Source organism: Bradyrhizobium sp. Rc3b (assembly GCF_900114915.1).
In the GTDB taxonomy this organism is placed as follows: Bacteria; Pseudomonadota; Alphaproteobacteria; order Rhizobiales; family Xanthobacteraceae; genus Bradyrhizobium.
Genome location: NZ_FOUS01000004.1, coordinates 531,216 through 553,033, shown reverse-complemented (window position 1 = coordinate 553,033; position 21,818 = coordinate 531,216). Strand labels below are relative to the sequence as shown.

Below are 21,818 nucleotides of genomic sequence, written 5' to 3'. Positions count from 1 at the left end.
CCGATCAGCTTCTCGAACCGGTACCACTTGACCAGGCCAGCCAACCGATCCAGCGCCGCATTGGCGCCGGCGCCCTTCGGCATCAGCGCTTCCACAAAGCTCGGCTGTCCTGTCCGCTTCACCGCCATCGTCATTCCCCCAAGGCTTTGCCCTAGGGAATCACAACTGGCGGATTACGCAACAGGCCCCTTGCGGGAGAAGGTGGCGCGAAGCGCCGGATGAGGGGTTGCATCCGCGCACTCAAATGAGAATTGGACTCGCGGAAAGAGACCCCTCACCCGTCTCGCCGCTTCGCGGCGAGCCACCCTCCCCCACAGGGGGAGAGGGGGAGACGCGCGCCAGCGATGTTCAACATATTAACCGCCAAAGGCGCTCCTCAGGGTTTGCCTGCATTGTAGCATTGCGGCCGCGTGGCTTGTGCGGCGACGGCAATCCGGCGCAAGCTTTCGTCCAACGCCAATGACGATTGCTCCGCCCGCGCCAAAGACCGCCAATCCGGCCAGTTGGCTCAACAACCAGCCTTATCTGTTGCTCAGCCTGAGCTCGCTGTTCTGGGCCGGCAACATCGTGCTGGCGCGTCATGTCGGCGCGCATGTGCCGCCGCTGACGGTGACCACGATCCGCTGGTTCGGCGTTTTCCTGATCCTGTTGCCGTTCGCCTGGCCGCATCTGAAGCGCGACTGGCCCGACTTGCGCAACAGCCTGCCGCTGATGCTGTTCCTGTCGCTGGTGGGCTTCGCCTTCAACAACGCGATCTCGTACTGGGCGATGCAATACACGGAGGCGCTGAACGCGCTGCTGATCCAGTCGGCAGGTCCCCTGTTCGTGGCGCTGTGGTCGCTGGTGCTGTTCGGCGTGCGGCTGACGGGTGGGCAATTCGCCGGCATCGCGATCTCGCTTCTCGGCGTGCTGATCATCATTCTGCGCGGCGATCTCGCCGCGCTCGCGAGCATCAGCTTCAACAGGGGCGACATCATGTTCGCCTCCTCGCTGGTGGCGTTCGGGATCTACTCGGCCTTCATCCGGCGCCGGCCCAAGATCCACCAGCTGTCCTTCCTGTCCTTCACCACCTGCTGCGGCGCGACGATGCTGCTGCCGACCGCGATCTGGGAGGCGGCAAGCGGCCGCGTGCTGCAATTCGACGGAACGACGCTGGCGACGCTGGGCTACATCCTGATCTTTCCCTCGACGCTGGCCTATCTCTTCTTCAACCGCGGCGTCGCGCTGATCGGCCCGAATCGGGCCGCGCCGTTCTTCCATCTGGTGCCGGTGTTCGGCTCGGCGATGGCGATCCTGCTGCTCGGCGAAAAGCTGCAGCCGTTCCACCTGATCGGCTACGCGCTGGTGCTCGCCGGCGTCGTGATCGCCTCACGCCAGGGCTCCGCGGTGAAGTAATTCCGCGACGCGGAGACAAGGCGACAAACTCGCGCCTTCCGATTTCGACGAGGAGGCGCTAGGTTCCCCGCCAACCAAAAAGAGGGAACGTTCAAACATGCTTTCAGGGCTGATTCGAAACCTGCGTGCCGCCGGAGCGGCCGCATTGTGCCTCGCCGCCGCATCCACGGCCCAGGCCGACAATTATCCGAGCCGCAACATCACGCTGGTTTTGCCGTTCGCGGCCGGCAGCGGCACTGACACGACGACACGGCTGATCTCGCAGCATCTGTCGCAGGCGCTCGGCGTCGGCATCGTGATCGAGAACAAGGCGGGCGCCAACGGCATGCTCGCCGCAAGCTATGTCGCGAAGGCCGCCCCCGACGGCTACACGCTGCTGGTGACGACCAACACCACGCATTCCGCCAATCCCTATCTGCTCAAGAACCTCACCTACGATCCGGTCAAGGACTTCACGCCGATCGCGCGCACCGGCGACCTGCCCTTCATGCTGGTCGTCAATCCGGAAGTGCCGGCCAAGACCGTCGGCGAGCTGGTCGCCTACGGCAAGGCCAATCCGGGCAAGCTGAGCTACGCCTCGGGATCGTCCTCCGCGATCGTCTCGGGTGCGACCTTTGCGCACAATGCCGGGCTCGATCTGCTGCATGTGCCCTACAAGAGCTCGCCGCCGGCGCTCAACGACGTCATGGGCGGCCGCGTCTCGATGATGTTCGTCGACATCCTGACCGGCCTTCCCCACGTCAACGGCAACGCGCTGCGCGCGCTTGCCGTCACCACCAAGGACCGCTCGCCGCTGGTGCCGAATCTGCCCTCGATGCAGGAGGCCGGCGTGCCTGATTTCGACATCTCGTCCTGGCAGGGCTATTTCGGCCCCGCCGGCATGCCGAAGGAGATCGTGACCCGGCTCAACGCCGAGATCCGGAAGATCGTCGAGAAGCCGGAGATCAAGGCCCAGCTCGCCACGCTCGGCATGGACGCGTTCTCGGGCACGCCGGAGCAGCTCGGCACGTTCGTGAACGAACAACTCGTGCTGTGGGAGAAGCTGATCACGAACGCGAAGATCGAGAAGCAGTAGGACGGTCTCGTGTCCCGGACGCGGCGCTGAGCCGGGACACGGCTCTCGTAGGGTGGGCAAAGCGAAGCGTGCCCACGAGTGTCAGCGAACTAAAAAGAAAGGTGGGCACGGCGCTTGCGCGCCTTTGCCCACCCTACGAATTCAGTGCAAGAATCTACGCCGCGCGCACCTTGGCGAGGAAGCCGTCGACGGCGCTGCGCAGCGCGCCGGACTGATTGTCCAGCTCGCGGGCGTTGGAGAGCACGTCGGCGGCCGCGGTGCCGGTCGCTTCCGCTGCGGAGGTGACGCTGCCGATATGGGCGTTGATCTCGCTGGAGCCGGCCGCGACCGACTGGATGTTGCGGGCGATCTCGCGGGTCGCCTCGCCCTGCTGCTCGATCGAGGCGGAAATGCCGGCGGTGATCTCGCTCATCTCGGCGATAGTCTGGGTGATGCCGGAGATGGCCGTGACCGCGTCGCTGGTCGAGGTCTGCATCGCCGCGACCTGCGCGGAGATCTCCTCGGTCGCCTTGGCGGTCTGGTTGGCGAGCGCCTTGACCTCGGAGGCGACGACCGCGAATCCGCGGCCGGATTCACCGGCGCGTGCCGCCTCGATGGTGGCGTTGAGCGCGAGCAGATTGGTCTGCGCGGCGATCGAATGGATCAGCTTGACGACTTCGCCGATCTTCTCGGCGCCGGTCGAAAGCACCTGCACGGTGGCGTTGGTACGCTCGGCGTCGCTGACGGCGCGGCTGGCGACTTCGGTCGAGCGCGTGACCTGGCGGGAGATTTCCGCAACCGAGCTCGACAGCTCTTCGGCGGCCGCCGCGACGGTGCCGACATTGCCGGAGGCTTTTTGCGAGGCAGCGCCGACCGTCGCCGCGCGCGAGGAGGCGTCGCTGGCGGTCGCGGTCATCGACTGCGCCGTCGTCTGCATGCCGGCCGCGGCCGAGGAGACCGAGCGGACGATGCCGTTGACGCTGCGTTCGAAGTCGCTGGCGATGCCCTCCATCGCGCTGCGACGTTCGGCCGCGACGCGCTCCTTGGCATCGGCTTCGGTCCTTTCGAGGTCGCGGATGCGGACCGCGTTGTCCTTGAAGATCTGGACGGTGGAGGCCATCGCGCCGACCTCGTCGCCGCGGCCAACGCCGGGTATGTCGCCCTCGAGCTTGCCGTCGGCGAGATCCTTCATGCGGGCGCCGAGCAGCGCCAGCGGGCGGCTGATGCCGCGGCCGATCAGCCAGGCAACGCTGCCGGCGACAACGAAAATGCCGAGCATGGCAAAGCCGAGCAGCCAATAGACCGGGCCCATCTTGGCGTCGATGTCGTCGAGATAAGCGCCGGTGCCGAGATACATGTCGAAGCCGGGCACCGCCACCGCGTAGCCGATCTTGCGGATCGGCGTCGGCTGACCGGGCTTCATATATTCATAATGCAGCAGGATCGAACCGTTGGCCTTGACGCCGTCCATCAGCTCGACGGACAGCTTGCGGCCGTTGGTCACGACATCCATGCGATTGGTGCCGATCTGCTTGGGATCCGGCGCGAGCTGCGTGATGCCTTCGTACGATGTACCGAACAGATAGCCCGCGCCGTTGTCGTAGGTCATCGAATTGCCGTAGCGGCGAAGCTCGGCCATGGCCGCGTCCTTCGTCAGCTCGCCGGCGTCGACGCGCTTCTTCAGAGCGCCCGCATAGTTGCGTGCCAGCTCGACGATCGCCTTGGCCTGATCGATGCGCGCATTCACCATCTCGCGCTTCATCAGATAGCCGGCGAGGACGCCGGAGATGCACAGGCCGAACAAGGTGACGCCGACAAGGATGCCGAGCTTCGGGGCGATCTTCAGATTGCTCAACTTCACGATTAGCTCCGGCAATAATGGGATATGGGCGCGCGACAGATCGATCGAAATCGAAACAACTTTTAGGGAGAGAGCCTTAGCAAGTTACTTACGTGCCTCCGTAGAAGCCCGGACGCAGCCGCAAAAAGCGGCAATTTATCCCCGCACCGGCAACCGACGATTGTACGCGACCGCTCCGATTTCGCGTAAAAGACGCAAAGGCCCGCCCGCGGAGGCGGGTCACAACAAGAACCGACAAACCAAATCGGGAGCGAGAAAATGCCGAAATACAGGGTGGTGACGCCGAAGGGCGCGAGCTTCACGGTCGCGGGCAGCGACTATTCCTTTGAGCGCGAGGCGCTCGATCCGATCGACGCCGAGATCATCGAGGCTCCCGCCGACGAGGCCGGCTTCATCGCCGCAGCAAAGACCGCGGACGCCATCTATGCCAAGGGCATCCCGATCACCAAGACCATCATCGACAGCTTGCAGACCTGCAAGGTCATCACGCTCGGCTCAGTCGGCGTCGACAGCGTCGACGTCAAGGCTGCCACCGCGCGCGGCATTCCCGTCACCAACATTCCGGACACCTTCATCGAAGAGGTCGCCGATCACGCCATGATGCTGCTGCTCGCCGGCTTCCGCCGCCTGATCGAGCAGGACCGCATGGTGCGTGACGGCCGCTGGGCGGAGGGCCGGCCAGCGCTGCTCAAGGTCCCGAGGCTGATGGGCCAGACGCTCGGCTTCGTCTCGTTCGGCCGCGTCGCGCGTGCAGTTGCGAAACGCGCGGCGCCGTTCGGCCTGCGCATGATGGCCTACGATCCCTTCATCCAGGAAACGCTGATGTACGACCACGGCGTGATCCCGGCGACGCTGAACGAGGTGCTGTCGCAATCCGACTTCGTCTCGATGCATGCCCCGGCAAGGCCCGAGGTGCATCACATGCTGACCGAGAAGCACTTTCGGCAGATGAAGAAGGGTTCGATCTTCATCAATACCGGGCGCGGCGCAACCGTGGACGAGGAGAGCCTGATCAAGGCGCTGCAGGAGGGCTGGATCGCGCACGCCGCGCTCGACGTGCTGGAGAAGGAACCGCCCTCGCACAACAATCCCCTGCTCGGCATGGAGAACGTGACGCTGACCGCCCACGTCGCCTCGGCCTCGGCACGGTTTGACGAGGCACGCAAGCGCCGCGTGGGCTACGAATTGTCACTGGTGCTTCAGGGCATGTGGCCGGTAAGCTGCGTCAATCCGTCGGTGCTGCAAGACACCACGCTCCGCCGCTGGCAACCCGTCAGCATGGATCGCGGGCCGAACAGCTAGGCGGCCGGCGCCCGAGGCGCCAACGACCGAACGGCCCTTCACCGGCGATCAACGCCGGGAAGGGAACATCATAGGGAGGTACTGATGAGGAACGACATCACACGTCGTGATGCCTTGGCGCTGGGCCTATCCGCTGCAACGCTCGCGGCCACCGGTGCTGCAGCGCAAACAACATCATCGACAATCAAGGCCGCCGACGTGGCGGCACCCAAGCTCGAGATCGAGAAGGGCGCATCGCTGCGCATGCTGCGCCCGGTGCGCTTCGTCCAGGCCGACGAGGACGTGTTCCGTGCCAATGCAGCAAAGTTCACCAAGGAGACCGGCGTCGAGGTCAAGGTCGATTTCGTCGGCTGGGAGGACATCAACCAGCAGACCGCGGTGACCTCGAACTCCGGCGCCGGCCCCGACATCATCATCGGCTTCTCCGACGCCCCCCACATCTACGTCGACAAGCTGATCGAGCTGACCGACGTCGCCGATTATGTCGGCAAGCGCTATGGCGGCTGGCTGCCGCTTGCGCAGCGCTACGGCAAGAAGAACAAGAGCGACGCCTGGATCGGCCTGCCGTTCGGTGCAACTGCGGGGCCCCTGATCTACCGCAAGTCGATCCTGCAATCGGTCGGCTTCGACAAGGTGCCGGAAGACCATGCCGGAATCATCGACCTGTGCCAGAAGCTGCACAAGGCCGGCAAGCCGGCCGGCTTCGCGCTCGGCAACGCCAAGGGCGATGGCAACGGCTTCGCCAATTGGTCGCTGTGGTCGCACAATGCTTCCCTGCTCGACGAGGAAGGCAATGTCGTCATCAACAGCAAGGAGACCATCGCGGCGCTGAACTGGGTCAAGCAGGTCTACCCGACCTTCATCGCCGGCACGCCGTCGTGGAACGACGTCAGCAACAACCGCGCCTATTCCTCGCAGGAGATCTCCCTGACCGCCAACGGCGTCTCGCTGTACTTCTCGCTCAAGAACGACCCGGCGACCAAGGCGATCGCCGAGGACAGCGAGCATCAGCTGCTGCCCAAGGGCCTGGCCAAGGTCTCTCCGATGGCGGGCCTGACCCTCAATGCCATGGTGTTCAAGCACAGCCCGTACCCCAACGCCGCAAAGGCCTTCCTGCAATACATGCTGGAAAAGGACCAGTACGAGCCCTGGCTCAACGCCAACTCCGGCTACTGGTCGCAGCCGCTCGCCGCCTATGCCGAGGCCGCGGTGTGGTCGCAGGATCCCAAGGTGAAGCTGTTCAAGGACACGATGAACAGCACTTACTATGACGGCTACAAGGGCCCGATCTCGACGGCGACCGGAGCCGTCAGCGCCGACTACGTGCTCATTCAGATGTGCGCGTCCGTTGCGACCGGTGCGGCCACGCCAGAGGCCGCCGCCGCGGAAGCCGAGCAGCGCTGCAAGCGGTATTTCCGGCGGCAGCGGTAACGCGCGACGATAGAACCGTCGTCATTGCGAGGAGCACTTGCGACGAAGCAATCCAGACTGCAGCCGTGGCGACAGACTGGATTGCTTCGCTTCGCTCGCAATGACGATGTAGTGACGTTCAACGATAGGACAACACATTAATGTCCGTGACGACAGTCTCCTCTCCCGCACTTGCCCAGCGGCAACCGAACTGGCTGGTGCGGCTGTTCGACTACAAGCCGTTCCTGATCGTGATGTGCCTGGCGCCCGCGATCGGGCTGCTCTCGGTGTTCCTGACCTACCCGCTCGGCCTCGGCATCTGGCTCGCCTTCACTGACACCACGATCGGCCGTCGCGGCGTCTTCGTGGGCCTGGAGAATTTCCAGTATCTGCTCACCGATCCCCTGTGGTGGAACGCAGTGTTCTACAGCGTGGTCTATACGGGCATCGCCACCTTCGGGAAGTTCGCGCTCGGCTTCTGGCTCGCGCTGCTGCTCAACAACCATTTTCCGTTCAAGAGCATCCTGCGTGCGATCATCCTCTTGCCCTGGATCGTCCCGACCGTGCTCTCGGCGCTGGCGTTCTGGTGGATCTACGATCCGCAATTCTCGATCATCTCCTATTTGCTGGTCGACGTGCTGCACTGGCGGTCGGGCAATGTCGACTTCCTCGGCTCGCCCTGGCCGGCGCGCTTCTCGCTGATCGCCGCCAACATCTGGCGCGGCATTCCCTTCGTCGCGATCTCGCTGCTGGCGGGTCTGCAGACCATCTCACCCTCGCTCTACGAGGCCGCGATGCTCGACGGCGCCAGCGCCTGGCAGCGTTTCCGCTACATCACCTTCCCGATGATGATGCCGATCCTCGCCATCGTCATGACATTCTCGATCATCTTCACCTTCACCGACTTCCAGCTGGTCTACGCCATCACCCGCGGCGGACCCGTCAACTCGACCCATCTGCTGGCGACGCTGGCGTTTCAGCGCGGCATCGCCGGCGGCGAGCTCGGCGAAGGTGCGGCGATCGCGGTGTCGATGATCCCGTTCCTGATATTCGCGACGCTGTTCTCCTATTTCGGCCTGGCGCGCCGCAAATGGCAGCAGGGAGAGGCCAATGACTGACACCGTCGCGCAAAGCTCCGCCGTCGCCGACGCGAAAGCGGCACCCGACACCATGGCCTGGGATTCCGGGCTGCGGCGGCTGATGATGATCTATCTGCCGCTCGGCTGCTTCGTGCTGATCCTGCTGTTCCCATTTTACTGGATGGCGATCACCTCGTTCAAGCCGAACGCGGAGCTGATGAACTACAAGGATCACAATCCGTTCTGGATCTCCTCGCCGACGCTTGCCCACATCAAGCATCTGCTGTTCGACACTGCCTATCCGCGCTGGCTCAAGACGACGATGCTGGTGGCGATCGGCTCGACCACGCTGTCCCTGATCGCGAGCACGCTTGCCGCCTATGCAATCGAGCGCTTGCGCTTCCGCGGCAGTCCTTATGTGGGCCTTGGCATTTATCTCGCCTATCTCGTGCCGCCGTCGATCCTGTTCATTCCGCTCGCCACCGTCGTGGTGCAGTTCGGCCTGTTCGACTCGCCGCTGGCGCTGGTCCTGGTCTATCCGACCTTCCTGGTGCCGTTCTGCACCTGGCTGCTGATCGGCTACTTCAAGTCGATCCCCTATGAGCTCGAGGAATGCGCGCTGGTGGACGGCGCAACACGCCTCCAGATCCTGCGGCGGATCACGCTGCCGCTGGCGGTGCCTGGGCTGATCTCGGCCGGCATCTTCTCCTTCACGCTGTCCTGGAACGAGTTCATCTACGCGCTCGCCTTTATCCAGAGCGGCGCCAACAAGACCGTGCCGGTTGCGATCCTGACCGAGCTCGTCACCGGCGACGTCTATCAGTGGGGTGCGCTGATGGCTGGCTCGCTGCTGGGATCGCTGCCGGTCGCGATCTTCTACTCGCTGTTCGTGGACTACTACGTGTCCTCGCTGACCGGCGCGGTAAAGGAGTAGATCGCGGCTGCGGCGTTTGGCCCGGTTTCACAAAACTGCAACACGCTGACAGCATAAGGCGTGCGTCCGCCAACAGGAGACGCACATGCGCGCGACTTTTTTCAGCACCGTCGCAACGATCATTCTCGCCGCGAGCCCAGCGCTCGCGCAGAGCGAAGGTGAATTCCCCGCCAAGCTCGCCGGCCACGTGGTGATGCCGGCCGCAACGTTCATCGACGCCCCCGCCGACGCCCCCGCCGATCTCAAGACTTCGGGGAAATACACCACCGGCAAGCGGGTCGACGCGCTCGGCACCGTGATGGGCAAGTCCTATGAGCGCGCGACCGGCGTGTCGCTGCCGTTCAAGGGCCAGCCGCTGCAGGGCCATTCCGGCATCAAGACCATGCCCGATGGCAGCTTCTGGGTCATCACCGACAACGGCATGGGCGCGCGCGCCAACTCGCCGGATTCGATGCTGTATTTGAACCGCTACAAGATGGATTGGGCGAGCGGCAAGATCGATCGTCAGGAGACGATCTTCCTGCACGACCCCGACAAAAAGGTCCCGTTCCGCATCGTGCACGAGGACACCGAGAGGCGCTATCTCACCGGCTCCGACTTCGACACCGAAGGCTTCCAGATCATCGGCGATACCTTCTGGATCGGCGACGAGTTCGGCCCCTACATCCTGAAGGCCGACAAGTCAGGCAAGATCCTGGCCGTGTTCGATACGGTTGCCGACGGCAAGCCGGTGCGGTCGCCGGACAATTGGGCCGTGGCAACGCCGGGCGCGCCGGGCGCAACCTACACCAACGTCAACCTCCGCCGCTCCAAGGGCTATGAGGGCTTTGCGTCCTCCAAGGACGGCAAATTCCTCTACGGCCTGCTCGAGGGACCGCTGTGGGATGCTGAGAAAAAGGACTGGGAGAAGGTCGACGGCAAGGAAGCCTCCCGCATCCTCGAATTCGACGTCGCCGCGGAAAAATTCACCGGCCGCTACTGGCAGTATGTGTTCGAGCAGAACGGCAACGCCATCGGCGATTTCAACATGATCGATCAGGCCTCCGGCCTCATCATCGAGCGCGACAACGGCGAAGGCACCGCCGACAAGGCCTGCCCGCAAGGCACCCGCGGCGAGACCTGTTTTCCGGATCTCGCCAAGTTCAAGCGCATCTACAAGATCGAGCTCACCGAAGCCAATGTCGGCAAGCCCGTGCGCAAGATCGGCTATATCGACCTGATGAAGATCAGGGATCCCGACAAGAAGGCGAGGAAGCCGCTCAACGACGGCGTCTACACCTTCCCGTTCTTCACCATCGAGAACGTCGATCGCGTCGACGACACCCACATCATCGTCGGCAACGACAACAATCTGCCGTTCTCCTCCAGCCGCGATCCCAACAAGGCCGACGACGACGAGTTCATGCTGCTCGAAGTCGCGGACTTCCTGAAGGCGAAATAGGCTGACGCTATGCTCCTCTCCCGCTTCGCGCGGGGGAGGAGTTCGTCGCAAATCAATTACCAAACGCGACGCCCACGTTGATGGGAATCGTCGCATAATTGATTTCGGACGGCACCGGCGGGAATGGCTGGGCCTGACGCACCATGGCCATGGCCTGGGCATCGAGCACCGCCACACCCGAAGAGCCCCCGAGGCGGCTGGACAGCACCTGACCGCCACGGCCGAGCGTGAAGCTCAGCTTGACCACGCCCCTCTGACCATTCGCACTCGTCGGATACTGGTGGAAGCGCATGAGGTGCGCGCGCACGCGCTGATAATAGGTTGCCATCGCCGAAGCAACTGAGCCGGCACTCACGGCGGATGCCAGCGGAGCCTGGCGCTCGGCACGTGGCGGCGCGCTGGTGCGCGGCGCGGGCGGCGCATCCGACGGCTTCCGAGCATCGGGACGTACCACCCGAGGCTTTGCCGGTGCCGGCTTCTCCACGGGCGCGACTTGCACCGGCTCGGGCTTCGGCGGAGCCGGCTCCAGCTTCTGCTCCGGCGGCGCAACCACGTCCGGCTTTTCCTGCGGCGGCGTCGGCGCGATCGTCTCTTCAACGGCCTGCTGCTGCATCGGCTCCGGCGGCGACGCATCCGCCTGCTCCATCACGGGGCCCGGCGCGATATCGAGCGGTGTCGACGGCGGCGCCGATGTCTCCGGCGTCATGTCGATGAGGATCGCCGGCATGTTGACACCTTGCTCGGGCTGCGACCTGATCCAATTCATCGCCAGCAGTGCGGCGGCGATGTGCAACGCCACGATCACCGCCGCCGATGCGCCCCAGCGCGCGGTCTCGCGCTCTCGAAGCGGCTCATGCAGGGCAAAGGCGTTTGCGGCCATCAGTTGCGTCCGTCGAGGCCGACGAGGGCGACCTTGAGGTAGCCGGCGTTACGCAGGGTGTTCATCACCTCCATCAGGTCGCCGTAGGAGACGGCCTTGTCGGCGCGCAGGTAAATGCGCTCGTCCTTACGGCCTTTGATGACGGCATCGAGGGCGGCGGCGAGACCGTCGCGGGCCATCGTGTCCTCGCCAACGGCAATTGTGAGATCCGGCTTCACCGTCACGAAGGTCGGCTTGTCCGGCCGCGGCGCCGGCTCGGCTGCGGTCGCGGGCAGCTCGACACCGATATCGACGGTGGCGAGTGGGGCTGCCACCATGAAGATGATCAGCAGCACCAGCATCACGTCGATGAACGGCGTGACGTTGATCTCGTTGACGACGTCGAGATCATCCGGGTCACCGCGCTTGAGCGGAGATCCCCCGCGCGCGCCGAGCTTCGCAGCCATGAGCCTACTCCGCCGCCCGCGCCAGGCGGAACTCCCTGTGGTCGCGCTGACGGCTGACCAGCAGCATCAGCTGCGCCGAGGCATCGCCGAGCAGCGCGCGGTAATTGGCGATACCGCGGACCAGATGATTGTAGATCACCACCGCCGGGATCGCCGCGACGAGGCCGAGCGCGGTGGCGAGCAGCGCCTCCGCGATGCCCGGCGCGACCACCGCGAGGCTGGTGGTGTGGCTCTCGGAGATGCCGATGAAGGCGTTCATGATGCCCCAGACGGTACCGAACAGGCCGACGAAAGGCGCAGTGGCGCCGATGGTCGCGAGCACGCCGGTGCCGCGCGCGATCTGTCTGGACATTGCCGCCTCCACCCGCTCGAGCCGCAGCGCCACCCGCTCCTGGAGGCCGTCGTCGAGGATGCCGCCGGAGAGCTCGGCTTCCCTGGCGCAGGACTGGATCAGCTGGGCGACGGCGTCGCGCGCGTCACCGGCCCGTGACGATATCTCGGCCAGCGTCATGTTGCCTTCGAGCGCGCGCGTCCGCCGCAAGGCGAGTGCACCCTTGCGACGCAGCTCGATGGTCTTGGCGAGCCACACCGTCCATGTCACCAGCGAGGCGACGGCGAGCCCGATCATCACCGTCTTCACGATGATGTCGGCGCTGACGAACATGCCCCAGGGCGACAGATTGCGCGGTAACAGGGCTTCGTCGATCGCGAAGGCCGGTGTCGGCGCCAGCGCGATTGCAACGACCATTTGCCGAAGCCTGGACTTGCCTTGCATCCTGATCTCCCGACAACAAAAGAAAGCTACGCAGCCGGCTGCGCCGCGATCCGGGCCGCGAGCTGCCGGAACCGCGCCAGCTGATCAGCCCGCAGCGCCCTTGTCTCGTCGCGACCGACGAAGACCTTGAACATGATGCCGCCGTCGGCGTTCACGAACGCGACGAAGGCCGACGACTTGCCCATGAACGGGCGCTCGACGAAGGCGACGCCCGCGCAGCGCTCGTGGCGAAGATGGCCGTGCAGACCCTTCGGCTGCATCAGGTTGAAGTAGCCGCGGCCGATCTCGCCCGCGGGAATGGCGCCCGTGAACTCGAATATCGCGTCATCGGTGTGCACGATCAGCGTGACCTCGCCCCACTCCGCGATGTCCTGCATGGCGGCGGCAAAATGCGCGCCGCCGCCAATATGCACCATGGAGGATGGCAGCGCCTCGATCACGCTGCGCGGGGTGACCTTGCGCTGGCGCGCAACGTCCTCGATCACCGCGCTCGGATTGTCGGCCATATGGGCCCTGAGATCGGCAAGATCGGTGCTCAACATGTCCGGCTCCTCTGCCATTGCAATCTAGGCGGCCGCGGCCTTGCGCTCGCTCTGGATCACCTCAAAGCCTTCGAACTTGGGATGGCCGAGATACAGGCTCTCGCCGGTCGAGTTGTCGGCGCGGGCATGGGCACGACGAAACTGGTCCGAGCGCGTCCAGGCCTCGAACGCCGCCTTGTCGACCCAGGTGGTGTGCGACGAATAGAGCGTGTGGTCGTCGGCCTCAGGGCCCTTCAGCAGGTGAAACTCGACGAAGCCCGGCACGCTGCCAAGATAGGATTCACGGGTGGCCCAGACGGTTTCGAACGCGGTCTCCGCGCCCTTCTTCACCTGGAAACGATTCATGGCGATGAACATCAAAGTCTCTCCTTCTGATCAAAACGAAACACGCCGAAGCCGCGCTGGAGCATCAGCGCGGCCCGGCGGAGATGTGGTGCTGCGAAGCTGGCGGCTACGCACCTCCAAAGTGAATCTTCATGCCGGCCTTGTAGACCCTGCCCGGTCCCGGGGCTGACCACAGCACGTCGTTCTGCGACGTGCCGTCGGTCGAGCTGCCGGGAATGGCGTAAGGCCGGTAGTACTGGTTCAAGAGATTGTCGATCGAAGCCGTGAACACGATGTCCCTGGTCGCATTGTAGGTCATGTACAAATTGACCAGCTCGTAGCCGGTCGCAGGCAGATAGCCGACGGGTACATCGTTGTTGGCACCAAACGAGGCCCATTGCGCCGACAGGATCAGGGTGCGATCGAGCAGGCGGACGCCACCGGTCGTGACGACCTTGCGCGGGGTGATGGTCGCGAGCCCGACATTGGTGACAGCGTTCTTGCCCTGGATGTAATGACCGGCGACACCGATGAACCAGCTGCCGGCATCGTACATCGTCTCCGCCTCGAAACCCTGGATGCGGGCATTGGCGATGTTCTGGTACTGGTAGAACTGGCTGAAAGAGCCGAACGGTGGCACCGCGACCCGCGCCGAGGCGACGAGGTCGATGTAATCGCTGACATCGTTGCGGAACAGATTGATCTTGCCGCGGAACGAGTCATTGGCGCTGAAGATGTTATCGTACTTCAGATTGAAGCCGACCTCCTTGTTCTTGCCGACCTCAGGACGGAGGTTCGGGTTGGGCAGGAAGCAGAACAGGCCAACAGTGCCGTCAGGACAGGGGAAGAAGGCCGGTCCGCCACCGGTTGCGTGCGCGCCGGAGATCACCGTCTCGGTGATCGATGGGGCGCGATAGCCTTCGGCGTAGCTGACATAAGGCTGGAAGCCCGGGACCGGCGTCACACCGAGGGTGATCTTGGGCGAGAAGCGATCGCCACTCGCATTGGTACCGCCGGACTGCAGATTGTAACGGTCATAGCGGATCGCGCTCACCGCCTCGAACCAGGTGTTGTAGTTCTGTTTCAGTTGAATGAAGCCGCCCGACACGGTGCGGATGCCACCCGGCGTGGTGATGTTGGAATTGCCGCGGCTGTCGGTCGTAATGACGTCGTCCTGGAATGCGTCGACGCCGTAGGTCACGGCATTGCGCCAGTCGCCGACGTTGAAGCGCGTGGTGTTGTTGGCGTCGAAGCCAAACGTATCGAGGACATAGCCGCGCTTGTCGCCGACACAGCCGGAGATGTTGTTGCCGACATTGCCGGCGCCGCAATAGGCCGCGCCGGATGTCGAGTAGTGATAGGTCTTGGTCTGGTCGTTGTCGGTGCGATTGCCGTAGACCGATATGTGCGAGTCGAACAGATTGTCGCTCGGCAGCGAATAGTTCCAGGTCACCGTTCCGGTGTAGTTCTTGGTGTCGGACGCATAGACCGACGAGCCCTGATACAGCGCGCGCTGCGCCGCCGTCGCGACCGGGCCGCGGTTGAACTGGCCGACATCGTACTGGTAGTCCTGAAAGACGGCGCCGAACTTGACCTCGTGGCCGATCGCGGGCCGCACCGTGAGCTTCATCAGCCCGGCCTCGACCTGGTTGCCGGTGTTGCCGATCTCGGTGCCGTTGCCGTCCTTGTAATTGCCTTGGGTGCGATAGACCGCGCCGCCGAAGATATCGACGTCGGGCGTGGCGCGCACGCCGCCGAAGACCGAGCCGAGGCCGCGATTGTTGTTGGAGCCGTAGGAGCCGGAGAGATCGACGCCCCAGCGCTCGCCAGGACGTAGCACGTCGTCGATGTCCTTGGTGCGGAACGAGACCAGGCCGCCGATTGCGCCGGAGCCGTAGATGTTGGCGGTCGGACCGCGCACGACGTCGACACCGCCGATCAATTCGGGATCGAGGAAGAAGGAGCCGTTGGCGTTGTGGCCGGTGCGCTGGTAATTCTGCCGCGCGCCGTCGACGACCACGGCGACGCGGCCGAAATCCTGCAGGCCGCGGATGTTGATGACGGTCGCGGGATCGTCGCCGCGTTCCTGGAACGACACGCCGGGTACAGCATAGAAGATGCCCGACAGCCGGTTCGGCTGAAGACCCTGGATCTGGTCGAGCGAAATGGAGCTGACCGGCGCGAGCGCATCGATCGCGCGCTCCTTGGTTTTCGTTGCAGCGACCGTGATGGTGTCGAGCGTCTGAACCGGCGCGGTGCCGCCGGCCTGGGCTCGGGCGTTGAGGACCTCCGGCGCTGCCTGTTGCGCGACCAGCGGCTTGGTCGGCTTGCGCCTGGCTTGCCTCGGCCGTTCCGTCGACGCACTTTCGGCCTGCGGCGCGGCGGTCTGCGCAAGACCGCTCTCCGTCGTCATTGCCGCAAATGAAACCACCGACGCGCCCAAAATCAAGGCGCGCGAATACCTAGCCCCGTCAGCCATATCAGCCCCAGCCTGCACTTCACTCTATTTTTTCAGGTCGTTTGGCTGGCGTGCGTTCGCAACGCGAACGACTGGCTGGCTGATTTTCTCGAGACGCGGGCAAGTCACCCCGCCGCCATAATTGGTTACGTGGCAACACTCTGACGGTCAATGACATCAGCTTGCAGTTTATATCGATTGTAAATTGCGGCCGTTGGAATGCGCTTCGTGCCGCTTATACAAACAAGCAGCACTCCAGAGTTTCGAAAGCGCATCACACCCAACATGTCGGCAACATCAGGAGACAGCAGCGGCGACGCGGCGGGGTCGGCAGGAAGCCCTTCTGCGACAACGCGAACCCTCACCATGCGTGGGAGCCGGATCGACAGTCGCGAGCTGTTTGCGGTCGAGCGCGAGATCATCATCGCGCACGGCGAGGACAGCTATCGTCTTCGCCTGACCTCGCAGAACAAGCTGATCCTGACGAAGTAACCTGTAATGACATTTTGTCGCACCCTCGCAAGCCTCCTGCTCTCCAGCACGATCGCGCTCGCCTCTGCCGCGCACGCCGCCGGCATCACCGTGCATGACGCGCGCAATCGCGACGTCGCCGTGACCGACTTCGCGCGCACGGTCTCGATCGGCGGCGCCATCACCGAGATCATCTATGCGCTCGGGCTCGAGAACCGGCTGGTCGGCGTCGACACCACCAGCCTTTATCCAGCGGCGGCGCTGCAAGACAAACCCAACGTCGGCTACATGCGCCAGATCTCCGCCGAAGGCGTGTTGGGTCTCAATCCCACCCTGATCCTGGCGATTCAGGGCTCGGGCCCGCACGCGACCATGGAGATCCTGGAAACGGCGAAAGTGCCGTTGGTGCTGGTGCCCGACACCTTCTCCGAGGACGGACTGATCGAGAAGATAAGGCTGGTCGGCCACGCCATGGGTGTCGACGCACGCGCCGCGTGCCTGAGCGCCGCGGTCGGCGCCGATTTTGCCCAACTGCGCGCCCTGCGCGCCAAGGTGACCAAGCCGGTGCGTGTGATATTCGTGATGTCGCTCCAGAACGGGCGCGCCATGGTCGCCGGCCACAAGACCGCGGCCAACGAGATCATCCAGCTCGCCGGCGCCGCGAATGCCGTCGACGATTTCGACGGCTACAAGATCATCGGTGACGAGGCGATCGCGGCGGCAGGACCCGACGTGGTGCTGTCGATCGAGCGTGGCAAGGACTCGCTGCAGGCCGACGCGATCTATGCCCATCCCGGCTTCGCCCTGACGCCGGTCGTGGCCAACAAGAGCCTCATCACCATGGACGGGCTCTATCTGCTCGGTTTCGGGCCACGGACGGCGGCGGCGGCGCGCGACCTTTCGGTGAAACTCTATCCGGGATTGGCCGAACCGGGCGCTGCCTTCACCTCGGCGCTGTCGGCGGCGAATTGCCGGCAATGAGCGTGGCGATCGGCATGGAAGCGCGCGGCACGGAACGACGCGCCAACGCGCGGCGGCGGTCCGCATCACTCGCAATTCCTCTCTTGATCGCATTGCTCGCGGTCGCCGCGATCGTGGCGCTGAGCTTCGGCGCCGCCGGCATTCCCCTCTCCCGCCTGCCTGCTGCACTGGGGCTATCAGGCGAAAGCACGGCCATGACGGCCCGCGACCAGCTCGTGCTGTGGTCGATCCGCGTCCCCCGGATCGCGGCGGCGGCGATGGTCGGCGGCCTGCTCGCGGCCGCCGGCGCGATCATGCAAGGGCTGTTTCGCAATCCGCTCGCCGATCCCGCGCTGGTCGGTGTCTCCAGCGGCGGCGCGCTCGCAGCCGCAAGCGCGATCGTCTTCACCGATTCGCGCTTCGGCGAGACGCTGCGCTTCCTCCAGACCGAGCTCCTGCCGCTCGCGGCATTCGCGGGATCGCTGGCCACGACCGCGATCCTCTACGGCATCTCGAGCCGCTCGGGACGCACCTCGATCGCGGTCTTCCTGCTGGCCGGCGTCGCCATCACCGCCATCGCCAATGCCGGCATCGGGCTGCTGGTGTTCGTCGCCGACGACCGCCAGCTCCGCGACATCACGTTCTGGCTGCTGGGCTCGATGAGCGGGGCGACCTGGACCAAGGCCGCCATGCTGGCGCCCATCCTCATCATCGGGCTTGGCGCCTGTGCCTTCATCGCGCGCGGCCTCGATCTTCTGGTGCTCGGCGAGGCCGACGCCTTTCACGGCGGCGTCGACGTCGAGCGTCTCAAGCGAATCTCGATCGTCATGGTCTCCGCCATGACCGGCGTCGCGGTGTCGATCAGCGGCGTCATCGGCTTCGTCGGCATCGTCGTGCCGCATCTGCTCCGTCTCGTCATTGGACCTGCGCATCGACTGCTGCTGCCGGCCTCGGTCCTGCTCGGCGCGATCCTGATGGTCGGCGCCGACACGCTGGCGCGCACCATCGTGGCGCCGGCGGAGATGCCGATCGGCATCCTGACCGCAGCGGTCGGCGCGCCGGTCTTCCTCTTCATCCTGCTGCGGCAGCGCGGGCTCGCCTCGCTATGAGCGCCGTGATCGAGGCGCGCGGCTTGAGCAAGCGCGCCGGCCGCGCGACGCTGCTCGATGGCGTCGACCTGACGGTTGCGGCCGGAGAGATGGTCGCGATCATCGGCCCGAACGGTGCCGGCAAGTCGACGCTGCTGCGGTTGCTCTCCGGCGATCTCCGCCCGAACGAGGGTGCGGTGCGCCTGAAACAGCGTGACATCGGCAGCTTTAGGCCGCGCGAGCTTGCCGCGCGCCGCGCGATGCTGTCGCAGCACATCAACGTCACCTTCCCCTTCACCGTCGAGGAGATCGTGCTGATGGGCGCGGGCGAGCGCAGCGCGCGTGAAGCAGGCGCGCTCGCCGACGCGGCCCTCGACGAGGTTGGGCTCGCGCATTTCCGCGAACGGCAACTGCCGACTCTATCAGGCGGCGAACAGCAGCGCGCCCATTTCGCCCGCGTGCTGGTGCAGCTCGCCTGCGGCGAAGCCGAGCACGGCCCGGGCCTCCTGCTGCTGGACGAGCCGACCTCGAGCCTGGATCTGCGCCACCAGATCGACCTCGTCGAAGCCGCCCGCCGCCGTGCGGCCGGCGGCACGGCCGTGATCGCGATCCTGCACGACCTCAATCTCGCGATCCGCTTCGCCGACCGGCTGGCCGTGCTGGCTGGCGGCAGGCTCGCCGCAGATGGCTCGCGCGCGGATGTCGTCACCCGCGAAACCATCCGCGAGATCTTCGAGATCGATGCCGTTGTCCATCAAGGCGACGACGGCGTGCCTTACGTGCTTCCGCAGTCGATGCAGGCGGCGCCGCCGCCACGATGAAGGTGCGCTCCCTCCCCCGCAAGGAGAGGAAGCGCATCTCGTTTGGGGCGAACAGCCTACCCCGCCGGGACGATCACCATGCTCTTGTCCTTCGGCCAGCGGATGCGCCAGGCGAAGTTGATATCCTTGACTTCGCCCGGCTTGGCGTCGAACGACCATTCCAGCACGCCGCGGCGGTCACGGATGTTGCTGGCGGTCGGCGGCGTGGTCGCGGGCAGCATTTCGACGACGATGTCCTCGCTCTCGCTGACCGGCAACTGATCCTCGATCGCAACCTTGATCGGGAAATCATGACCGTTGCGGATGGTGGTCTTGAACGTACGCTCGTCGGTCTTGGACGTCGTGACCAGGAGACCGGCCGAGCCCTCATTGCGCTTGAGCACCGCGCGCTCGATTCTCACCTTGTCGTCGGCGCCGAAGCCCAGCCGCACGATGTCGTCCTTGGCGGAAGCGGAAAGCTTGCCGCGACCGACAAAGACGCCGTCGCGGTAGATCGCGACCTTGCCCGGCAGCAGCGTCGTGTCATCGGTCTGCTTGAAGCTGGCTTCGAGGAAGGCGGTCGGGTCCAGCACCGGTGCGGCGCGGACCGCCAGGTCGGCGGGCACCGTCATCGCTGCAATCCGCAGGCTCTTGGCGCCCTCGGCGGCGCCGAGGCTGACGCGGCCGGGAATTTTGAACGTCGCCTGGAAATCCCCGATCTCGGCAATTGCCTGCTGCTCGTCGGCACGTTCGCGCGGCTCGGCCGCTTCCGCAATCTTGGCCATCGCTGGCGATTGCATCTGTCGCAGAACCGGCGCGGGCCGCGCCAGATCGGAGACCGAACCTGCTGCCAGCGGCTTCGGCACCTGTGGATATTGCGCGACCAGCGAATGCAGCTCCGGCGCACTGCCGCCGCGGCTGATGCGGGTCGTGGAGACGCCGAGCGTCACGTTGGACCAATCCTCGCCGGTCGATTGCGTGATCTCGGCGCGGCGGATCAGCTCGAGCTGCGGCTTGCGATCCTTGGCGCCGGTGTCGAGCCGAGCGTCATAGAGCGGCATCCAGCGCGCATTGCGCACGGCGTAAGTCACGCGCAGCGTCGCCTTCGTCGCAGCAGTCGCGGCAACGTCCATGCGAACCTCGAGCTTGCTCGGCGGCTTGGCCTTGCGCTCGACCTCGAGTTGGGCGATCTGCCGGTCGATTTCCCGCGTCTTGCGCGTGGCATCGCGGATGACGGTGTCGGCGCTCGCAATTTCTTCGCCGACCGCAGCAAAGGCCGCGCGCCATTCGGCGATCGGCCGCGCCTCACCCTTGTCGCCGATCCCCGCGGGAGAGGTTTCCGCAAAGTGCTCCGCAAACTTGCGCCGCGCATTCGCCGAGTCGATCGCGCCCTGCAAATCGGCGCGCTGATCGTTCAAGGCCTCGATGCGCTTTTCCAGCTCGGGCAGATTGACCGGCGCGGCGCGAGGCGACCGCGCATCGATCGTGCCGATGGTGAGCTTTGCGCCGCCCTCACCCTCGACCCGGATGGAGGAGGCATCGAGACCAAGCGGGAAATCCTTGGCGACCAGGGTCGAATCCCCGGACGGCAGGTCGACCGTGATGACGCGGGTGACGGTGGCGCCATCGGGGTAAACCGTGACCGTATCGATCGCCGATGTAGCGTCCAAATCGGCGGCCCATGAAGGCGAGGCCGCCGCCATGGTGACCAGAACCAGGCTTGTCGTTGCCAAATATCTTGCGGTGATGCGCATGAAGTCCCTCCTGCCGTATCGCCGCGCCGCCAGCCGGACGCGCGCGATCAAATGCCTCGCCAACATGGTTGGACGCGGCAGGGAAGGAACTGGTTCGATTGGGGTTTCCGTGGGGCGCCGCCGCGGCGGCACCAAGGCTGCGGAACGTATCGCCCGCGGCAGGCCTCAGGCCTGGGTGGGCTACCCCTGGCCGAAGATGCGGCGGAGCAGATCGGTCACGTTCTTGGCCCCGGCCTTCTTCAGGACGCCGGCGCGATAGCCTTCGACGGTCCGTGCGCTCAGATGCATGCGCCGGGCGATCTCCTTGTTGGTCAGGCCGGCCGCGAGGTGCTCGAGCACGTCGCCCTCACGCTCGGTCAAGGGCTCGCAGCCGGGCAGCCAGCGCTGCCGGCTCGTGCCGGGCTGCGCGAATTCGTCGATGGCGGCATCGATCCGACCGATGATGTCGTGGGTGCGGAAAGGCTTTTCGATGAAGTCGGTCGCGCCGCTCTTGATGGCGTCGACCGCCATGGCGATGCTGCCATTCGCCGAGGTCACCAGCACAGGCGCCATGCAATTTTCCTCGCGCAGCCGCCTGAGCATGTCGAGGCCGGAGCGATCGGGCGGCAGCTCCATCAGCACGCAGGCCGGCATGCGTGCCTTTGCTTCGGACAGGAGTGAGGCACCGTCAGCGAAGCAGATCACGTCATAGGCGCTCTGTTGGAGCGCGGTCGAAAGTTGTTCGCGGGAGGCAGCGTCGGTGTCGATGACGAATACCTCGCCCTTGGAAAGCATGTTCCCCGGCATAATCCCGATCCAGCAATGTCTTGGTCAAATGGGTCCGAGACGGAAAGCGGGCCGCATC

General features: G+C 65.0%; 20 protein-coding genes and 1 pseudogene. 11 read left to right on the top strand and 10 right to left on the bottom strand.

The window, feature by feature from the left end:
* Positions 1–128: pseudogene (locus BM190_RS41880) on the bottom strand (IS5/IS1182 family transposase); the annotation flags it as partial.
* A 331-nt stretch (positions 129–459) separates the two neighbouring features.
* On the opposite strand from BM190_RS41880, the gene BM190_RS12625 reads away from it, so the two are divergent.
* A complete protein-coding gene (locus tag BM190_RS12625; RefSeq protein WP_177237047.1) occupies positions 460–1,395 on the top strand; it encodes a DMT family transporter in 936 nt (311 codons plus the stop codon).
* A gap of 97 nt (positions 1,396–1,492) precedes the next feature.
* Complete coding sequence (locus BM190_RS12620) at positions 1,493–2,470, top strand: Bug family tripartite tricarboxylate transporter substrate binding protein (RefSeq protein ID WP_092254855.1); 978 nt, start codon at positions 1,493–1,495, stop codon at positions 2,468–2,470.
* Between the two features lie 154 nt (positions 2,471–2,624).
* On the opposite strand, the gene BM190_RS12615 is transcribed toward BM190_RS12620, so the two are convergent.
* A complete protein-coding gene (locus BM190_RS12615; RefSeq protein WP_092254936.1) occupies positions 2,625–4,310 on the bottom strand; it encodes a methyl-accepting chemotaxis protein in 1,686 nt (561 codons plus the stop codon).
* Positions 4,311–4,568: 258 nt separating this feature from the next.
* Here BM190_RS12615 and BM190_RS12610 point away from each other — a divergent pair, with 258 nt between their 5' ends.
* The 5 genes from BM190_RS12610 to BM190_RS12590 all read left to right on the top strand — a co-directional run bounded on the left by BM190_RS12610 (position 4,569) and on the right by BM190_RS12590 (position 10,476).
* Complete coding sequence (locus BM190_RS12610; protein ID WP_092254852.1) at positions 4,569–5,612, top strand: C-terminal binding protein; 1,044 nt, start codon at positions 4,569–4,571, stop codon at positions 5,610–5,612.
* Between the two features lie 84 nt (positions 5,613–5,696).
* Complete coding sequence (locus BM190_RS12605; protein ID WP_092254849.1) at positions 5,697–7,043, top strand: ABC transporter substrate-binding protein; 1,347 nt, start codon at positions 5,697–5,699, stop codon at positions 7,041–7,043.
* Between the two features lie 140 nt (positions 7,044–7,183).
* Entirely contained in the window at positions 7,184–8,140 is a 957-nt protein-coding gene (locus BM190_RS12600; RefSeq protein ID WP_092254846.1) for a carbohydrate ABC transporter permease, read from the top strand.
* Positions 8,133–9,035: a carbohydrate ABC transporter permease gene (locus BM190_RS12595; RefSeq protein WP_092254843.1), complete on the top strand. Its 903-nt coding sequence runs from the start codon at positions 8,133–8,135 to the stop codon at positions 9,033–9,035. Before BM190_RS12600 ends, BM190_RS12595 begins: the two co-directional genes overlap by 8 nt.
* A gap of 85 nt (positions 9,036–9,120) precedes the next feature.
* Positions 9,121–10,476, top strand: a complete 1,356-nt coding sequence (locus BM190_RS12590) for an esterase-like activity of phytase family protein (RefSeq protein WP_092254840.1) — start codon at positions 9,121–9,123, stop codon at positions 10,474–10,476.
* 52 nt (positions 10,477–10,528) lie between these two features.
* Here the strand turns inward: BM190_RS12590 and BM190_RS12585 are convergent, their stop codons facing one another.
* From BM190_RS12585 to BM190_RS12560, 6 genes are all read right to left on the bottom strand, one after another.
* Positions 10,529–11,356, bottom strand: a complete 828-nt coding sequence (locus BM190_RS12585; RefSeq protein ID WP_092254837.1) for an energy transducer TonB — start codon at positions 11,354–11,356, stop codon at positions 10,529–10,531.
* Positions 11,356–11,802 carry a TonB system transport protein ExbD gene (gene exbD, locus BM190_RS12580; RefSeq protein ID WP_018317853.1) on the bottom strand — a complete coding sequence of 149 codons (447 nt, stop codon included), beginning with the start codon at positions 11,800–11,802 and terminating at the stop codon, positions 11,356–11,358. Before exbD ends, BM190_RS12585 begins: the two co-directional genes overlap by 1 nt.
* 4 nt (positions 11,803–11,806) lie before the next feature.
* Positions 11,807–12,577: a tonB-system energizer ExbB gene (exbB, locus tag BM190_RS12575; protein ID WP_092254834.1), complete on the bottom strand. Its 771-nt coding sequence runs from the start codon at positions 12,575–12,577 to the stop codon at positions 11,807–11,809.
* Between the two features lie 26 nt (positions 12,578–12,603).
* Positions 12,604–13,119 carry a heme utilization cystosolic carrier protein HutX gene (gene hutX / locus BM190_RS12570; RefSeq protein ID WP_092254933.1) on the bottom strand — a complete coding sequence of 172 codons (516 nt, stop codon included), beginning with the start codon at positions 13,117–13,119 and terminating at the stop codon, positions 12,604–12,606.
* Positions 13,120–13,143: 24 nt separating this feature from the next.
* Positions 13,144–13,476, bottom strand: coding sequence for a heme-degrading protein HmuQ (gene hmuQ / locus BM190_RS12565; protein WP_092254831.1), 333 nt, complete (start codon positions 13,474–13,476; stop codon positions 13,144–13,146).
* 94 nt (positions 13,477–13,570) lie between these two features.
* Positions 13,571–15,922 (bottom strand): TonB-dependent hemoglobin/transferrin/lactoferrin family receptor, encoded by a 2,352-nt coding sequence (locus tag BM190_RS12560; RefSeq protein WP_177237046.1) that lies wholly within the window; start codon positions 15,920–15,922, stop codon positions 13,571–13,573.
* Positions 15,923–16,186: 264 nt separating this feature from the next.
* On the opposite strand from BM190_RS12560, the gene BM190_RS41100 reads away from it, so the two are divergent.
* The 4 genes from BM190_RS41100 to BM190_RS12540 are packed head-to-tail and all read left to right on the top strand — an operon-like array spanning position 16,187 to position 19,241.
* Positions 16,187–16,393, top strand: coding sequence for a hemin uptake protein HemP (locus BM190_RS41100; RefSeq protein ID WP_026201916.1), 207 nt, complete (start codon positions 16,187–16,189; stop codon positions 16,391–16,393).
* A 6-nt stretch (positions 16,394–16,399) separates the two neighbouring features.
* Positions 16,400–17,353, top strand: coding sequence for a heme/hemin ABC transporter substrate-binding protein (locus BM190_RS12550; RefSeq protein ID WP_092254825.1), 954 nt, complete (start codon positions 16,400–16,402; stop codon positions 17,351–17,353).
* Positions 17,350–18,441 (top strand): FecCD family ABC transporter permease, encoded by a 1,092-nt coding sequence (locus BM190_RS12545; RefSeq protein WP_092254822.1) that lies wholly within the window; start codon positions 17,350–17,352, stop codon positions 18,439–18,441. The genes BM190_RS12550 and BM190_RS12545 overlap by 4 nt, the downstream gene beginning before the upstream one ends.
* Positions 18,438–19,241, top strand: coding sequence for a heme ABC transporter ATP-binding protein (locus BM190_RS12540; RefSeq protein WP_092254819.1), 804 nt, complete (start codon positions 18,438–18,440; stop codon positions 19,239–19,241). Before BM190_RS12545 ends, BM190_RS12540 begins: the two co-directional genes overlap by 4 nt.
* Positions 19,242–19,297: 56 nt before the next feature.
* Here the strand turns inward: BM190_RS12540 and BM190_RS12535 are convergent, their stop codons facing one another.
* Together BM190_RS12535 and BM190_RS12530 are read right to left on the bottom strand one after the other, a co-directional pair.
* Positions 19,298–20,974 (bottom strand): mucoidy inhibitor MuiA family protein, encoded by a 1,677-nt coding sequence (locus BM190_RS12535; RefSeq protein WP_092254931.1) that lies wholly within the window; start codon positions 20,972–20,974, stop codon positions 19,298–19,300.
* A gap of 180 nt (positions 20,975–21,154) precedes the next feature.
* Positions 21,155–21,760 carry a response regulator transcription factor gene (locus BM190_RS12530; protein ID WP_092254816.1) on the bottom strand — a complete coding sequence of 202 codons (606 nt, stop codon included), beginning with the start codon at positions 21,758–21,760 and terminating at the stop codon, positions 21,155–21,157.
* Positions 21,761–21,818 lie beyond the last annotated feature (58 nt).

Bases quoted from the DNA above. Each gene is read 5' to 3' on its own strand.
- BM190_RS12625 (WP_177237047.1), top strand. From the start codon at position 460: ATGACGATTGCTCCGCCCGCGCCAAAGACCGCCAATCCGGCCAGTTGG.
- BM190_RS12620 (WP_092254855.1), top strand. From the start codon at position 1,493: ATGCTTTCAGGGCTGATTCGAAACCTGCGTGCCGCCGGAGCGGCCGCA.
- BM190_RS12610 (WP_092254852.1), top strand. From the start codon at position 4,569: ATGCCGAAATACAGGGTGGTGACGCCGAAGGGCGCGAGCTTCACGGTC.
- BM190_RS12605 (WP_092254849.1), top strand. From the start codon at position 5,697: ATGAGGAACGACATCACACGTCGTGATGCCTTGGCGCTGGGCCTATCC.
- BM190_RS12600 (WP_092254846.1), top strand. From the start codon at position 7,184: ATGTCCGTGACGACAGTCTCCTCTCCCGCACTTGCCCAGCGGCAACCG.
- BM190_RS12595 (WP_092254843.1), top strand. From the start codon at position 8,133: ATGACTGACACCGTCGCGCAAAGCTCCGCCGTCGCCGACGCGAAAGCG.
- BM190_RS12590 (WP_092254840.1), top strand. From the start codon at position 9,121: ATGCGCGCGACTTTTTTCAGCACCGTCGCAACGATCATTCTCGCCGCG.
- BM190_RS12585 (WP_092254837.1), bottom strand. From the start codon at position 11,356: ATGGCCGCAAACGCCTTTGCCCTGCATGAGCCGCTTCGAGAGCGCGAG.
- exbD (WP_018317853.1), bottom strand. From the start codon at position 11,802: ATGGCTGCGAAGCTCGGCGCGCGCGGGGGATCTCCGCTCAAGCGCGGT.
- exbB (WP_092254834.1), bottom strand. From the start codon at position 12,577: ATGCAAGGCAAGTCCAGGCTTCGGCAAATGGTCGTTGCAATCGCGCTG.
- hutX (WP_092254933.1), bottom strand. From the start codon at position 13,119: ATGTTGAGCACCGATCTTGCCGATCTCAGGGCCCATATGGCCGACAAT.
- hmuQ (WP_092254831.1), bottom strand. From the start codon at position 13,476: ATGTTCATCGCCATGAATCGTTTCCAGGTGAAGAAGGGCGCGGAGACC.
- BM190_RS12560 (WP_177237046.1), bottom strand. From the start codon at position 15,922: ATGGCTGACGGGGCTAGGTATTCGCGCGCCTTGATTTTGGGCGCGTCG.
- BM190_RS41100 (WP_026201916.1), top strand. From the start codon at position 16,187: ATGTCGGCAACATCAGGAGACAGCAGCGGCGACGCGGCGGGGTCGGCA.
- BM190_RS12550 (WP_092254825.1), top strand. From the start codon at position 16,400: ATGACATTTTGTCGCACCCTCGCAAGCCTCCTGCTCTCCAGCACGATC.
- BM190_RS12545 (WP_092254822.1), top strand. From the start codon at position 17,350: ATGAGCGTGGCGATCGGCATGGAAGCGCGCGGCACGGAACGACGCGCC.
- BM190_RS12540 (WP_092254819.1), top strand. From the start codon at position 18,438: ATGAGCGCCGTGATCGAGGCGCGCGGCTTGAGCAAGCGCGCCGGCCGC.
- BM190_RS12535 (WP_092254931.1), bottom strand. From the start codon at position 20,974: ATGCGCATCACCGCAAGATATTTGGCAACGACAAGCCTGGTTCTGGTC.
- BM190_RS12530 (WP_092254816.1), bottom strand. From the start codon at position 21,760: ATGCCGGGGAACATGCTTTCCAAGGGCGAGGTATTCGTCATCGACACC.